Annotated in this window: 14 protein-coding genes; 8 read left to right on the forward strand and 6 right to left on the reverse strand. The window is 69.5% G+C overall.

What is annotated here, in order from left to right; all coding sequences use genetic code 11:
- Nucleotides 1–9 precede the first annotated feature (9 nt).
- The 3 genes from queE to ASD79_RS04090 all read left to right on the forward strand — a co-directional run bounded on the left by queE (nucleotide 10) and on the right by ASD79_RS04090 (nucleotide 1,534).
- On the forward strand, nucleotides 10–642 hold the full coding sequence (gene queE / locus ASD79_RS04080) for a 7-carboxy-7-deazaguanine synthase (protein ID WP_056719727.1): 633 nt from the start codon (nucleotides 10–12) through the stop codon (nucleotides 640–642).
- A gap of 73 nt (nucleotides 643–715) precedes the next feature.
- The gene (locus tag ASD79_RS04085; protein ID WP_056719728.1) at nucleotides 716–1,081 is read left to right on the forward strand and encodes a 6-carboxytetrahydropterin synthase; all 366 of its coding nucleotides are present in this window, start codon (nucleotides 716–718) and stop codon (nucleotides 1,079–1,081) included.
- Between the two features lie 84 nt (nucleotides 1,082–1,165).
- On the forward strand, nucleotides 1,166–1,534 hold the full coding sequence (locus ASD79_RS04090) for a YciI family protein (RefSeq protein ID WP_056719729.1): 369 nt from the start codon (nucleotides 1,166–1,168) through the stop codon (nucleotides 1,532–1,534).
- Nucleotides 1,535–1,582: 48 nt separating this feature from the next.
- Here ASD79_RS04090 and ASD79_RS04095 read toward each other — a convergent pair whose 3' ends face one another.
- The 3 genes from ASD79_RS04095 to ASD79_RS04105 form a co-directional block, all read right to left on the reverse strand.
- On the reverse strand, nucleotides 1,583–2,962 hold the full coding sequence (locus ASD79_RS04095) for a serine hydrolase (RefSeq protein ID WP_056719730.1): 1,380 nt from the start codon (nucleotides 2,960–2,962) through the stop codon (nucleotides 1,583–1,585).
- 152 nt (nucleotides 2,963–3,114) lie between these two features.
- Complete coding sequence (locus ASD79_RS04100) at nucleotides 3,115–3,345, reverse strand: hypothetical protein (RefSeq protein ID WP_056719731.1); 231 nt, start codon at nucleotides 3,343–3,345, stop codon at nucleotides 3,115–3,117.
- A 90-nt stretch (nucleotides 3,346–3,435) separates the two neighbouring features.
- Entirely contained in the window at nucleotides 3,436–3,942 is a 507-nt protein-coding gene (locus ASD79_RS04105) for a response regulator (RefSeq protein ID WP_056719732.1), read from the reverse strand.
- A gap of 358 nt (nucleotides 3,943–4,300) precedes the next feature.
- On the opposite strand from ASD79_RS04105, the gene ASD79_RS04110 reads away from it, so the two are divergent.
- A complete protein-coding gene (locus ASD79_RS04110; protein WP_056719733.1) occupies nucleotides 4,301–4,513 on the forward strand; it encodes a hypothetical protein in 213 nt (70 codons plus the stop codon).
- A gap of 6 nt (nucleotides 4,514–4,519) precedes the next feature.
- Here ASD79_RS04110 and aroC read toward each other — a convergent pair whose 3' ends face one another.
- Entirely contained in the window at nucleotides 4,520–5,641 is a 1,122-nt protein-coding gene (gene aroC, locus ASD79_RS04115; protein ID WP_056719734.1) for a chorismate synthase, read from the reverse strand.
- Between the two features lie 274 nt (nucleotides 5,642–5,915).
- On the opposite strand from aroC, the gene ASD79_RS04120 reads away from it, so the two are divergent.
- On the forward strand, nucleotides 5,916–7,028 hold the full coding sequence (locus ASD79_RS04120; protein WP_056719735.1) for a cache domain-containing protein: 1,113 nt from the start codon (nucleotides 5,916–5,918) through the stop codon (nucleotides 7,026–7,028).
- Nucleotides 7,029–7,049: 21 nt separating this feature from the next.
- On the opposite strand, the gene ASD79_RS04125 is transcribed toward ASD79_RS04120, so the two are convergent.
- Both ASD79_RS04125 and ASD79_RS04130 read right to left on the reverse strand, forming a co-directional pair.
- Nucleotides 7,050–7,838: a site-2 protease family protein gene (locus ASD79_RS04125; protein ID WP_056719736.1), complete on the reverse strand. Its 789-nt coding sequence runs from the start codon at nucleotides 7,836–7,838 to the stop codon at nucleotides 7,050–7,052.
- A gap of 89 nt (nucleotides 7,839–7,927) precedes the next feature.
- Nucleotides 7,928–9,247, reverse strand: coding sequence for an aspartate aminotransferase family protein (locus ASD79_RS04130; protein WP_056719737.1), 1,320 nt, complete (start codon nucleotides 9,245–9,247; stop codon nucleotides 7,928–7,930).
- Between the two features lie 227 nt (nucleotides 9,248–9,474).
- On the opposite strand from ASD79_RS04130, the gene ASD79_RS04135 reads away from it, so the two are divergent.
- From ASD79_RS04135 to ASD79_RS04145, 3 genes are all read left to right on the forward strand, one after another.
- On the forward strand, nucleotides 9,475–10,170 hold the full coding sequence (locus ASD79_RS04135; protein ID WP_056719738.1) for a GntR family transcriptional regulator: 696 nt from the start codon (nucleotides 9,475–9,477) through the stop codon (nucleotides 10,168–10,170).
- Between the two features lie 214 nt (nucleotides 10,171–10,384).
- A complete protein-coding gene (locus ASD79_RS04140; protein ID WP_056719739.1) occupies nucleotides 10,385–11,872 on the forward strand; it encodes an aldehyde dehydrogenase in 1,488 nt (495 codons plus the stop codon).
- A 7-nt stretch (nucleotides 11,873–11,879) separates the two neighbouring features.
- Nucleotides 11,880–13,337, forward strand: a complete 1,458-nt coding sequence (locus ASD79_RS04145) for an NAD-dependent succinate-semialdehyde dehydrogenase (RefSeq protein WP_056719740.1) — start codon at nucleotides 11,880–11,882, stop codon at nucleotides 13,335–13,337.
- The last annotated feature ends 47 nt before the right edge of the window (nucleotides 13,338–13,384 follow it).

Consider the following 13,384-nt stretch of genomic DNA (forward strand, 5'->3'; position numbering starts at 1 on the left):
CGCCGTTCGATGACCTACTCCGTCAAGGAAATCTTCCTCACCCTGCAGGGCGAGGGCGGGCAGGCTGGTAAGGCGGCGGTGTTCTGCCGGTTCGCCGGCTGCAACCTGTGGACCGGCCGTGAGCAGGATCGCGCCAAGGCCGTCTGCACGTTCTGCGACACCGACTTCGTGGGCACGGACGGCGAGGGCGGCGGCAAGTTCGCCACGGCCGACCTGCTGGCCGAGGCGGTGGAAGCCGCCTGGACCGGTGGCCTCGACGACCGCCTGGTGGTCTGCACCGGCGGCGAGCCGCTGCTGCAGCTGGACGCCGCCGCCATCGACGCCCTGCACGCCCGCGGCTTCATGATCGCGGTCGAGAGCAACGGCACGCTCGAAGCGCCCGAAGGAATCGACTGGGTCTGCGTCAGCCCCAAGGCCGACGCCCCCGTCGTCCAGACACGGGGGCAGGAGCTGAAGCTGGTCTACCCGCAGGACAAGGCCCTGCCGGAACGCTTCGCGACCCTGGATTTCGAGCGTTTCTACCTGCAGCCGATGGACGGGCCGGACCGCGAGCGCAACACGCAATTGGCCGTCGCCTATTGCCTTTCGCACCCACAATGGCGTTTAAGCGTCCAGACGCACAAATATCTCGGCCTGCCCTGACGGATAAGGCGCTCGACCTGGTGACAGGGTCGAGCCGCTAGAGCCTCCCAGGCCTTGTCAAAAGAAGTACCTGATGAAGCCCGTCTTCGAGATCACGAAGGCCGCGCATTTCGACGCGGCGCATTACATCGAGCAAGGTCCCGCCGACCATCGCTACCGCAAGCTGCACGGCCACTCGTTCAAGGTCGAGGCCAGCGTGCGCGGGACCATGCAGGTCGCCGGCTGGGTCGCCGACCTCGACGGCCTGGACGCGGCGCTGAAGGCGGTGGCCGCCGAGCTGGACCACGGCCTGCTCAACGACCGCCCCGGCCTGGAGAGCCCCACCCTGGAGCGCCTCTGCCTCTATTTCGCCGACCGCCTGACGCCCCGGTTTCCGGGCCTGTCGCGCGTGGTGATCTCGCGCCCGACGATCGGCGAGAGCTGCGCGCTGGTGCTGTAGTTCACCCTCTCCCTATGGGAGAGGGTTTTCACGCGCGGTCTCGTGCCCTATCCCTACCGTCCATGACGCCGGGGAAAGCCGCGAATGCTCTTCATGCTGATCTGCTACAACAACGAGGCCCAGGTCATGGGCTGGACCCAGGAAGAGGACGACGCCGTCATGGGCCGGCTCTCGGTCGTCCATGACAAGCTGATCGCCGAGGGCAAGCTGGGCCCGTCCGGCCGGCTGCAGGCCACCGGCAGCGCCAAGACCCTGGTGAAGTCCGATCCGCCCTTCGTGCACGACGGCCCCTATGCCGAGACCAAGGAGCAGTTCCTGGGCTTCTACGTGATCGACGTCGCCGACATGGACGACGCCCTCGATGTCGCCCGCCAGCTGGGCAAGGCCAATCCCGGCGGCGCCTACGAGGTGCGGCCGATGCGGCTGTACGCGCCGGGCGAGGCGGTGGGGTAGGCTTGGCGTTGAAGGCTGGGCGTTGAAGGCTGGGCGGGTCTGGAGCCGTCACGGCAGGCGCGGGGCGATCATTTCGCGGCCGTTCTGGTGCAGGGTCAGGCTGGTCGCCTTGCCGTCGGGGCCGACCTCGAAATGGGCTTGGGCGTCGACCACCTTCCAGAAGAAGTCGGTCGGGTTTTCGGCGAAGATCTCGAATATCGGCTGACCGGTCAGCTGGGCCATCAGCCGCTTGTCCTGCCGGGTGACGGTGACCAGCATCGCCGGCGTCAGCTGGTACTGACCGACATAGCGGTCGAGGATCTCGGTCGCGACCGGAACCGTCTGGCGGGGCGGGGCGGACTTGGAGACGGGCGCGCCGGTCAGGACGTACATGCCGATGTCGTCGCCGCCGACGTCGTTGGAGGTGTTCATCAGGACCACGACGCCCACGCCCCGCGCCTTGTCGAAGCCCACGAAACTGCGGAAACCGCCGGTGCCGCCATTGTGCCAGACGATCTCGCCAGCGGGGTCTCCGGACGCTCCAGGCCCGGGCGAGATGTGCCAGCCCAGTGCGACCTTCAGGTTTCCGCCCGCCGGGCGGCGTGGGACCAACTGGTCGGCCATGGCTCCCTTCAGCGGCGTGTCGACATAGCCCAACTCCGCCGCCAGGAAGGCCAGCAGGTCGTTGGCGGTGGAGTGCAAGGCACCCGCCCCGGCCAGGGCGTCGAGATCCCAATAAGGCGTCGGCGACAGGCCGCTGTCATGGCCCACGGCCAGGCGGGCCTTCTGGGCCGGGGTCAGGGTGATCGTCGTGTCCTTCAGGCCCAGAGGCCCGGTGATCCGCGCCTGGACCAGGTCGGCGTAGGACGTTCTCGCCCGCCGCGCCAGAAGTTGGCCCAGCAGGCCCACGCCGAGGTTGGAATAGCCATAGGTCGTACCGATGTCGCTGTTCAGGGGCGCGGTGGGCAGGAAGGCGTAGAGTTTGGCGTCGTCATAGTCGGCGTAGGGATTGCTCGGATCCCTGGGCGTGAAGTTGCCCGGTATCCGGGGCAGGCCGGAGGTGTGGGTGGCCAGGTCGATCAGCGTGATCTGGCGGCCGCCGCGCTGGGGCAGGCTGACACCCGGCGGCAGGTACTTGGCGGCCGGGTCGTCGAGCGCCACCGCGCCGCGCCGAACCATGTCGGCCAGCAGCAGCGACGTGAAGACCTTGGTCACCGAGCCGATCTCGAACTCGGTGTCGCCATCCAGCGGCCGGGTATCGCCGGCGCCGCGCGCGCCGGTCACGATGATGTGGCGGCCCTTGGCGTCGATCACCCCCACCACCACGCCGATCGTGCGCCGCTCGGTCTCGACCCGGGTCTTGAGAATGGCCGCGATCTCGGCCTCGCTAGGCGGGGCAGCCGCCGCCGCCGGCGCCGCGTTCCCCGTCGCCGCCGTCATGGTGAGCATAATTGCGGCGAGCCCGCCCAGGACCCGTTTCGTCAGGCCGTTCTCGAACATGATCGATCACCCACCGCTGTATGGCGGCGCCATCTGACGTTGTGCGAGGCGTCAGCGCAAGATGAGTCGATAAGCGGAAGGCGTCTTGCGGCGGCCCGAGCCTAGTCGCGCCGCTGCTTCTTCCATTCCTTGAATTCGCGCTTTTCGCGGTCCTCCTTGCTCTCGCCCGGGACGACCGCCTTGCCGGTGGCGACCACCACCTTGGCGCCCGTGCCGACCACGGCTCCGGCCGCCCCGACCACGGCGCCGCCGGCCGCGACGGCCAGGCAGCCCTGGGCGCCGAGCGCGACGGCCAGCAGGGATAGGGCGAGGGTGACGCGGCGGACGGTCATGGCGGGTACTCACGGGAAAACCAGGGATCGCCTTCTAGCCCGGCGCGGCGCCAGGGTCGCCGCGTCCGATGGCCGCTATGTGTCCGCCGATCAGTACGATGCTTCCGCGACCCCCGGATCACCGCAGCGCCGCCAGGGACCGGTGAAGCCCGGGTCCTGCCGCCGGCGGCGGTCGGGGCCGAAATAGGTCTCGCAGCGGATGTAGGGGCGGGGGTGCTCGACGATCAGGTTGATGCGGTGGATCACGCCGCGCGCCGTCACCGGCTTGGCCAGGAACTCGTTGACCCCGACGTCGCGGGCCTCGGCCACCCGGCGCTGGGTGGAATGGCCGGTGATCATGATCACCGGGGCGAACGGGGCGGGGCTGTCGGGCGAATTGCGCAGCAGGTTGACGAAGTCGATGCCGTCCAGCGGCCCCATGGTCAGGTCGGTCATGATGATGTCGATCGGCGTCTCGCGCAGCAGATGCAGGGCTTCGGCCCCGTCGAGGGCCTCGAAGACGTGGCGCACGCCCAGCGCCCGCAGGATCTCGGTCAGCAGCATGCGCATGTGCTGATTGTCGTCGATCAGCAGAATCTTGAGCAGATCGAAGCGCACGCGTCCTCGGTTCGTCGGTCAGGATCGCGCGGGGGCGCAACCGGGAAGGGAAGGCGCTCCGCGAGGCCGCCCGACCGGCGAGACATTACGGGGGCGTAATGATCGGTCAACCGGAAATCGGCCGGAAAACTGAGTGTTTTCAGGCGTCAGGCCGAGCGCGGCCGAGGCTGGCGGGCTCGCGCGGGACGCGGTCCCGATCGTGCGCCGGCAGGAGGGTTCGGCGAGTCTGGCAGCGATCTGGCCGCTCAACTCAAGACTATAGTTAACGACAGCGACGGTTGATTACCGTTTGTCAACGAAAAACTCAGGAACGAGTCGCGCGGCGAAGAGTTGAGGGCGTGAAGGAGTTTCAAGTCACATGGCGTCCCGCGATGATCTCATTAAACGAGAGGCCCTGGAGCTCTGGAGCCAGATGCATGACGAGCCCGCGCCGGAGGTCAGTGGCGGTGAGTTGCTTCAACTCATCTGCCGTGACCTCGATCTCTTCGCCTACGACCGCGTCCAGTCGCCGTTCCTGCGCCCGACCCTGATCATGCGCCCCGAGGAATGGCCGGAGGCGCGCAAGGGGTAGGACTCTTTAAACCCGCCCCTCGCCGCCCGGCGTGAACGCCCCGCCGCCGGTCTGGGCCCGGTGCCGCAGGAACGCGTCGGCCAGCACGCAAGCCGTCATCGCCTCGACCACCGGCACGCCGCGGATGCCCACGCACGGATCGTGGCGGCCCTTGGTGCGCAGGTCGACCTCCTCGCCGGCCTCGTTGAGGCTCTGGCGCAAGGTCAGGATCGAGGAGGTCGGCTTGAACGCCACCCGGGCCGTCACCGGCTGGCCGGTCGACAGGCCGCCCAGCACGCCCCCGGCATGGTTGGACAGGAACACCGGCCCGTCATCGCCCATCCGCATCTCGTCGGCGTTCTCCTCGCCCGACAGCGCTGCCGAGGCGAAGCCCTCGCCGATCTCGACGCCCTTGGCGGCGTTGATCGACATCAGGGCGGCGGCCAGTTCGGCGTCGAGCTTGCCGTACAGCGGAGCGCCCCAGCCGGCCGGCACGCCCGTGGCTTCCACCTCGACGACGGCGCCGGTCGACGAGCCGGCCTTGCGCACGGTCTCCAGGTGCTCTTCCCACACCGGGATGATGCCGGCGTCGGGCGACCAGTAGGGGTTCTGTTCGATCTGGTTCCAGTCCCAGCGCGCGCGGTCGATCCTGTGCGGGCCGATCTGCACCAGGGCGGCGCGCACCGTGACGCCGGGGATCACCAGGCGGGCGATCGCGCCGGCCGCCACCCGGGCGGCGGTTTCGCGGGCCGAGCTGCGGCCGCCGCCGCGATAGTCGCGGACGCCGTACTTGGCGAAATAGGGGTAGTCGGCGTGGCCGGGCCGGAAGGCCTGGGCGATCTCGCCATAGTCCTTGGAGCGCTGGTCGGTGTTGTCGATCATCAGCGAGATCGGCGTGCCGGTGGTGCGCTGGCCGTCGCTGCGCGCGTCCTCGAACACCCCCGACAGGATCTTCACCGCGTCGGCCTCCTGGCGCTGGGTGACGAACTTGCCGTTCCCGGGCCGGCGCTTGTCGAGGAAGCCCTGGATCAGCTCGGCGGTCAGGGCGATGCCCGGCGGCACGCCGTCGACCACGCAGCCCAGGGCCGGGCCGTGGCTTTCGCCCCAGGTGGTGACGCGGAACAGGTGGCCGAAGGTGTTGTGCGACATGCGGGGGCTTGTAGAGGAAAGCGGGGCGAGCGGCAAAGGTGAGGGGCCAGTAAAAGCCCTCTCCCTCCGGGAGAGGGCGATATGATCGCAACCGAGGCGTGGTTTGCCTCAATATCGGGCACACTTCCGATGTTCGTCCTATCTGGCCCACCAAATCGCGCGACCTATTGTCCGACCCCCATGCCGCGAACCTGACACTGGTGTCATCCTCGCCCGTCTGGCGAGTGATTCGGGTTTTCCGCGTCCCGCCGCCCGGTTTCGGGGGAAACCACCCATGGCCAACGACGACGCCAGCCTCCGTCCAGAACGCATCCTGGAGCTGTCCGAGCGCCTCAGCGCCGTGGCCGGCGAGAAGATCGGCGAGATCGCCTATGTCAACCGCTCGGCCAAGATGCTGGCCATCAACGCCCTGATCGTCGCCGCCCGGGCCGGCGAGGCCGGGCGCGGCTTCGCGATCGTGGCCGAGGAGTTCAAGACCATCTCCACCCAGATCGACGTGGTGGCCGCCGCCCTGGAAAGCCAGGTGCGGGCCGATCTCGACGAACTGACCAAGATCGGCGGGGCGATCCTTGGCCACCTGCGCGGCCAGCGCCTGGCCGACCTGGCGCTCAACGCCATCGAGATCATCGACCGCAACCTCTATGAGCGCACCTGCGACGTGCGCTGGTGGGCCACCGACAGCGCCGTGGTCGACTGCGTCGCCGCCCCGAGCCGCGAGGCCGTGGCCTATGCCAGCCAGCGGCTGAAGGTGATCCTCGACGCCTACACCGTCTATCTGGACCTGTGGATCTGCGACCCGTCCGGGCGGGTGATCGCCAGCGGCCGGCCGGACCGTTATCCGGGCGCGAAGACCGCCTCGGTGGCCGACGCCGCCTGGTTCCAGCAGGCCCTGCGCACCAGGTCGGGCGACGAGTTCACCGTCTGCGACATCGAGCGGGTCAAGGCCCTGAACGACGCCCCGGTCGCCACCTACGCCACGGCCATCCGGGCCGGCGGCCAGGCCAATGGCAAGGTTCTGGGCGTGCTGGGCGTCCATTTCGACTGGAAGCCCCAGGCCCAGGCGGTGGTCGACGGCGTGCGGCTGACCGAGGAGGAGAAGGCCCGTTCGCGGGTGCTGCTGCTCGACCAGAACCACCGGGTGCTGGCCGCCTCCGACGGCCAGGGCGTGCTGGAGGAGACCTTCAAGCTCGACACCACCGGCGGCGCCATGGGCAGCTACGCCGACGGCGCCCGCACGGTCGGCTACGCCCTGACGCCCGGCTACGAAACCTATGCCGGCATGGGCTGGTACGGCTGCCTGGTGCAGACGGCCGAGGAGGGGGCGGCATCCTCGAACCCTCTCCTTTTGGGAGAGGGAGGGGCCCGCCGCGCAGCGGTGGGAGGGTGAGGAGTTAAGGCGCCCGACGTCTCACCCCGCCAACGCCGTCCAGAACCGGAAGCTCTCATACCCCGCGCCGATGTCCGGCCCGGCGACGCCGAACATGTGGGCCAGCAGGAAGGCCGCGCCGAAGAACAGGCGCGACACCGGCGGCACGAAGAAGATCGCCAGGAACAGGCCGATGAACACCAGGTTGCCCAGGCGCACCGCCTTCTGCTGGATGTCCGGCGGCAGGTAGGGGCGGATCACCCCGAAGCCATCCAGGCCCGGCAGGGGCAGCAGGTTGAGGATCAGCGCCCAGGCCTGCAGCAGGGCCAGGAAGGCGGCCGCGTGGGTCAGGGCGCTGTCCCGGGCGCCGAACGTCCGGTCGGCGGCCAGGCCGATCGCCAGGCAGGCCAGCACCAGCAGCGTGCCCAGCGGTCCGGCCAGCGAGGCCAGGGCCCGGCCCCGGCGGCTGCGCATCAGGTCGTCGCGCAGATAGACCGCCCCGCCCGGAAAGCCGATGCCGCCCATGGCCAGGGCCAGCAGCGGCAGGACCAGGCTGGTCGACAGGTCGGTGTATTTCAGCGGGTCGAGGGTCAGGTAGCCCTTCTCGGCGATCGTGTGGTCGCCGGCCTTGTGGGCCACGAAGGCGTGGCAGAACTCGTGGATCGCCACGCTGAGGATCCATCCGACCACCACGAAGGCGAAGGTCAGCACGCCGGGCGGATCGGGCAGCCGGGCCAGGGCGATGGCCAGGCCGGCGAAGATCGCCGCCAGGATCACGGCGTTGGCGCTGATCGGGGCGGGCTTGGTCGAGCGGGCGTTGGTGAGGGTCATCCCTCCTTATACCCTCTCCCATGGGGAGAGGGAGGGCCCAAGCAAAGCTTGGGAGGGTGAGGGGGTTAGACGTCCGACGGCGTAGGCGTTCAGTCGACCCCGCTCAACACCGTCCGGATCGTCTCCACCACTCGGTCCACCTGCGGCTTCTCGATGATCAGCGGCGGCGACAGGGCGATGATGTCGCCCGTCACCCGCGTCAGCAGCCCCTGGTCGAAGGCGGTCTCGAACGCCGCCATGGCCCGGGCGGTCGGCGCGCCCGGGCGGGGCTCCAGCTCGATGCCGGCGATCAGGCCGAAGTCGCGGATGTCGATGACGTGGCGGGCGTCGCGCAGGGAATGCACGGCCTGTCGCCAATAGGGCTCCATCTCCAGCGCGCGCTGGAAGAGGCCCTCCTCCTGGTAGACCTCCAGTGTCGCCATCCCGGCCGCGCAGGCCAGGGGGTGGGCCGAATAGGTGTAGCCGTGGAACAGCTCGATGGCCGCGTCGGCGCCGTCCATCATCGCCTGGTAGATCGTGTCGGAGGCGGCCACCGCCCCGGCCGGCACGGCGGCGTTGGTCAGGCCCTTGGCCATGCAGATCATGTCCGGCGTCACCCCGAACCGCTCGGCCGCGAAGGCCGCGCCGACCCGGCCAAAGCCGGTGATCACCTCGTCGAAGATCAGCAGGATGTCGTGCTTGTCGCAGATCGCCCGCAGGCGTTGCAGGTAGCCCTCGGGCGGCACCAGCACGCCGGTTGACCCCGCGACGGGCTCGACGATCACGGCGGCGATGTTGCTGGCGTCATGCAGGGCGACGATGGCCTCCAGGGCGTCGGCCAGCTGCGCCCCGTTCTTGGGCTGGCCCTGGCTGAACAGGTTGCCGGCCACGCCGTGGGTGTGGGGCAGGTGGTCGACGCCGGTCAGCAGGGAGCCGAAATACCTGCGGTTGGTCGGGATGCCGCCCACCGAGATGCCGCCGAACCCGACCCCGTGATAGGCGCGCTCGCGGCCGATCAGCCGGGTCTTGGTCCCCTTGCCGCGGGCCCGGTGATAGGCGAGCGCGATCTTCAGGGCGGTGTCGACCGACTCCGAACCGGAGTTGGTGAAGAAGATGCGGTCCAGGCCCGGCGGGGTGATCTGGGCGACGCGGCTGGCGAAGGCGAAGGCCGCGGGGTGACCCATGTTGAAGGTCGGGGCGAAGTCCATCTCGCCGGCCTGGCGGCGGATGGCCTCGACGATCTTCGGACGATTGTGTCCGGCGTTGACGCACCACAGGCCCGAGGTGGCGTCGAGAATCTCGCGGCCGTCCGGCGTGCGGTACCACATGCCCTCGGCGTGGCTGAGCATCCGCGGATTGGCCTTGAAGCGCCGGTTGGGCGTGAACGGCATCCAGAAGGCGTCGAGGTCGTTGGCGCGGGTTTCTGGCATGAGCGTTTTCCGATGCTGGCGCCTTGCGAGGAGTCTTGCATTGTGATCGCAATTGCAGGCCTCCTGGCAACCCCTCACCTCCGCTCATCCCGGCGAAGGCCGGGACCCAAGCCGAGTCTCCGGGCGGAGCGCCGAGGGACGGCCAGGCTGAACGTCATCCCGAGCGTCAGCTTGGGTCCCGGCTTTCGCCGGGATGAGCGGGTTTAAAAAGGAAGGGGGAGGGGGAGATGTCCGAACCGAAACCTCCCAAGTCCTCGCAAAGGCGCCCCCTGGCCGACAATCCAGCCGTCCACGACCAGGTCTACGAGGCCATCCGCCAGGCCCTGATCACCGGTCGCATCGCCCCCGGCGTCGGGGTGTCCTTGCGCAGCCTGGCCGCCGAGCTCGGGGTTTCGCCGATGCCGGTGCGCGACGCCGTGCGGCGGCTGGTGGCCGAGCGGGCCCTGGCGATCAACCCCGCCAACAAGCGGCTCTCGGTCCCGTCGCTGACCGCCGCGCGGCTGGAGCAACTGTCCCAGGCGCGGCTGTGGATTGAGCCCGAGCTGGCGGCCCGCGCCGCGCCGCGCGCCGACGCCGCCCTGATCAAGCTTCTGCAGTCCATCGACGAGGAGGTCGACGCCGCCCTGACCCTCGGCGACGTCGACCGCTACATGACCGCCAACCACCGCTTCCACTTCGCGATCTACGAACAGGCCGAGGCCGACGTGCTGCTGTCGATGGCCGGCGGGCTGTGGCTGCAGATCGGGCCGTTCATGCGGGTGGTGTTCGGCCGGGTCGGGGCCGACGGCCTGGTCGCCGACCGCCACGCCGAGGCTCTGGAGGCGCTGAAGGCCGGCGACGCCGAGGGCGCGCGAAGGGCGATCGCGGCGGACCTGAGCGAGGGCATGGACAAGATGCGGGCGGCGGTGGAGGCGGGGGGGTGAAGGGCGCGGCAAGACTGGGGACAGCAAGACTGGGGACAGCAAGACTGGGGACAGCAAGACTGGGGACAGCAAGACTGGGGACAGGCACATGTGCCTGTCCCCGATCGCGTCGGCGGCGCCCATCGTTTGGGCGCGGCGCGCATCGCGTCCTCCCCCGCCTTGACAGCCGCCCCTCCGGCGCGAACTGTGATCACAGTTTCATGAAAGACGCTCCGTGACCGTGCTTTCCCCCATCGACGCGTTGAAGACCCTCGCCCTCCCCGGGCGGGCGGTGATCGACGGCGCGCTGGTCGAGGCGGCCTCGGGGGCGACCTTCCACAACGTCTCGCCGCGCGACGGCCAGGTGATCAACCAGGTCGCCGCCTGCGAGGCCGCCGACGTCGAGCGCGCCGTGGCCAGCGCCCGCGCCGCCTTCGAGGACGGCCGCTGGCGTGACCAGGGTCCGCGCGACAAGAAGCGGGTGCTGTTCAAGCTGGCCGAACTGATGGAGCGCGACGCCGAACCGCTGGCGCTGCTGGAATCCCTCGACACCGGCAAGCCGATCCGCGACGCCCGGGCGGTGGACGTCCCCCTGGCGATCAACACCGCCCGCTGGTACGCCGAGGCGCTGGACAAGGTCTATGGCGAGGTCGGCGCCTCGCCCGTCGATCGGCTGTCCTACGCCGTGCACGAGCCGCTGGGGGTGATCGGGGCCATCGTGCCGTGGAACTTCCCGCTGCACATGGCGATGTGGAAGGTCGCCCCGGCCCTGGCCATGGGCAACAGCGTCGTCCTCAAGCCCGCCGAGCAGTCGCCCCTGACCGCCCTGAAGCTGGGCGAACTGGCGCTGGAGGCCGGCCTGCCGCCGGGCGTGCTGAACGTCGTGCCCGGCTTCGGCGGCGTGACCGGCCAGGCCCTGGCCCTGTCGATGGACGTCGACATGATCGCCTTCACCGGCTCGGGGCCCACCGGCCGACGGCTGACGGAATATTCGGCCCGCAGCAATCTCAAGCGGGTGTCGCTGGAGCTGGGCGGCAAGTCGCCGCAGATCGTCTTCGCCGATTGCCCCGACCTGGAGGCCGCCGCCCAGGCCGCCGCCTGGGGGGTGTTCTATAACCAGGGCGAGGTCTGCACCGCGGCTTCTCGTTTGCTTGTCGAGGATTCGATCAAGGACGACTTCCTCAACCGGGTGATCGCCGTGGCCAGGACCATGATCCCCGGCGACCCGCTGGACCCGGCGACGGTGTTCGGGGCGATGGTCAGCGAGCGGCAGATGAACACCGCGCTGGACTACATCGCCACCGCCCAGAGCCAGGGCAACCGCCTGCTGATGGGCGGCCGGCGAGCGCGCCAGGACAGCGGCGGCTTCTATGTCGAGCCGACCATCTTCGACCGGCTGGAGCCCGACGACACCCTGGTCCGCGAGGAGGTGTTCGGCCCGGTGCTGGGAGTGCAGACCTTCACCTCGGACGACCAGGCCATCCATCTGGCCAACGACACCGTCTACGGCCTGGCCGCCGGCCTGTGGACGTCCGACATAAACCGGGCGCTCAAGGGCGCGCGGAGTCTGAAGGCGGGCCTGGTGTGGATCAACGGTTGGGACGCCTGCGACATCACCATGCCGTTCGGCGGCTTCAAGCAGTCGGGTTTCGGTCGCGACCGCAGCCTTCACGCGTTGCACAAGTATGCCGACCTGAAGTCGGTGTCCGTGACGCTGAGGTGACCGTCCCATGACCTACAAGACCCTGGAGCTCGTCGAAACCGCCGCCCTCATCGATGGCCTCTGGATCGAGGCCGACGTGACCTTCGCGGTGACCAACCCGGCCGACGGTTCGGTGATCGCCCAGGTCGCCGACCTGGGCGCGTCGGAGACCAAGGTCGCCATCGAGGCCGCTCATCGCGCCTTCCCGGCCTGGGCCGCGCGCACCGTCAAGGACCGCGGGGCGATCCTGCGCAAGTGGTCCGACCTGATGCTGCTCCACGCCGAGGCCCTGGCCCGGCTGATGACCGCCGAGCAGGGCAAGCCGCTGGCGGAGTCCCGGGGCGAGGTGGCCTATGGCGCGGCGTTCATCGACTGGTTCGCCGAGGAGGCCAAGCGGTCCTACGGCCACACCATCCCGACCCCGATGCCGGGCAAGCGCCTGGTGTCGATCAAGCAGCCGGTCGGGGTCTGCGCGGCCATCGCGCCGTGGAACTTCCCGATCGCCATGATCACCCGCAAGGTCGGCCCGGCCCTGGCGGCCGGCTGCACCGTGGTGGTCAAGCCGGCGGCCGAGACCCCGCTTTGCGCCCTGGCCATCGCCCGGCTGGCGGTGGAGGCGGGCGTGCCGGCCGGGGTGCTCAACATCGTCACCGGCAAGGACAGCGGGGCCATCGGCAAGGCGCTGTGCGACGACGCGCGGGTGCGCAAACTGTCGTTCACCGGCTCGACCCCGGTGGGCAAGCTGCTCTACGCCCAGTGCGCCGGCACCATGAAGAAGCTGTCGCTGGAACTGGGCGGCAACGCGCCGTTCATCGTCTTCGACGACGCCGACCTCGAGGCCGCCGTCGATGGGGCGATCGCCAGCAAGTACCGCAACACCGGCCAGACCTGCGTCTGCGCCAACCGGCTGATCGTCCAGGCGGGGATTCACGACGCCTTCGCCGCGCGGCTGACGCAGAAGGTCGCGGCGATGAAGGTCGGGCCGGGCACGGGCGAGGGCGTGACCATCGGCCCGCTGATCAACGCCAAGGCCATGCGCAAGGTCGGAGACCTGGTCAGCGAAGCCGTCCTGTCCGGCGCCGAGGCGCTGACGGGCGGCGGGCCCGATCCCCTGGACGAAGAGCGGTTCTACACGCCGACGGTCCTGGTGGGCGTGACGCCGGACATGCGCATCTTCCAGGAAGAAATCTTCGGCCCGGTCGCCGCGATCGTCCGGTTCGAGACCGAGGCCGACGCCATCGAACTGGCCAACGCCACGCCGTTCGGCCTGGCCTCCTACTTCTACAGCCGCGACGTCGGCCGCTGCTGGCGGGTGGCCGAGGCGATCGAGGCCGGCATGGTCGGCATCAACGAAGGCATCATCTCCACCGAGGTGGCGCCGTTCGGCGGGGTCAAGGATTCGGGTCTGGGGCGCGAGGGCGCGTCCGAGGGCTTGGATGAGTATCTGGAGACCAAGTACCTCTGCTTCGGCGGGGTGGGGGGATGAGGGTCACGATCGTTGATCTCGACCCGAGCGTTCTCCCTTCCCCCTGG

The sequence above is a fragment of the Caulobacter sp. Root655 genome, from assembly GCF_001427665.1.
Lineage (GTDB): Bacteria > Pseudomonadota > Alphaproteobacteria > Caulobacterales > Caulobacteraceae > Caulobacter.

What these genes read in the sequence shown, in the direction of transcription:
- ASD79_RS04130 (WP_056719737.1), bottom strand. Translation starts at nt 9,247, where the DNA reads ATGCCAGAAACCCGCGCCAACGACCTCGACGCCTTCTGGATGCCGTTC.
- ASD79_RS04125 (WP_056719736.1), bottom strand. Translation starts at nt 7,838, where the DNA reads ATGACCCTCACCAACGCCCGCTCGACCAAGCCCGCCCCGATCAGCGCC.
- ASD79_RS04090 (WP_056719729.1), top strand. Translation starts at nt 1,166, where the DNA reads ATGCTCTTCATGCTGATCTGCTACAACAACGAGGCCCAGGTCATGGGC.
- aroC (WP_056719734.1), bottom strand. Translation starts at nt 5,641, where the DNA reads ATGTCGCACAACACCTTCGGCCACCTGTTCCGCGTCACCACCTGGGGC.
- ASD79_RS04145 (WP_056719740.1), top strand. Translation starts at nt 11,880, where the DNA reads ATGACCTACAAGACCCTGGAGCTCGTCGAAACCGCCGCCCTCATCGAT.
- ASD79_RS04085 (WP_056719728.1), top strand. Translation starts at nt 716, where the DNA reads ATGAAGCCCGTCTTCGAGATCACGAAGGCCGCGCATTTCGACGCGGCG.
- ASD79_RS04095 (WP_056719730.1), bottom strand. Translation starts at nt 2,962, where the DNA reads ATGCTCACCATGACGGCGGCGACGGGGAACGCGGCGCCGGCGGCGGCG.
- ASD79_RS04120 (WP_056719735.1), top strand. Translation starts at nt 5,916, where the DNA reads ATGGCCAACGACGACGCCAGCCTCCGTCCAGAACGCATCCTGGAGCTG.
- ASD79_RS04100 (WP_056719731.1), bottom strand. Translation starts at nt 3,345, where the DNA reads ATGACCGTCCGCCGCGTCACCCTCGCCCTATCCCTGCTGGCCGTCGCG.
- ASD79_RS04110 (WP_056719733.1), top strand. Translation starts at nt 4,301, where the DNA reads ATGGCGTCCCGCGATGATCTCATTAAACGAGAGGCCCTGGAGCTCTGG.
- ASD79_RS04135 (WP_056719738.1), top strand. Translation starts at nt 9,475, where the DNA reads ATGTCCGAACCGAAACCTCCCAAGTCCTCGCAAAGGCGCCCCCTGGCC.
- queE (WP_056719727.1), top strand. Translation starts at nt 10, where the DNA reads ATGACCTACTCCGTCAAGGAAATCTTCCTCACCCTGCAGGGCGAGGGC.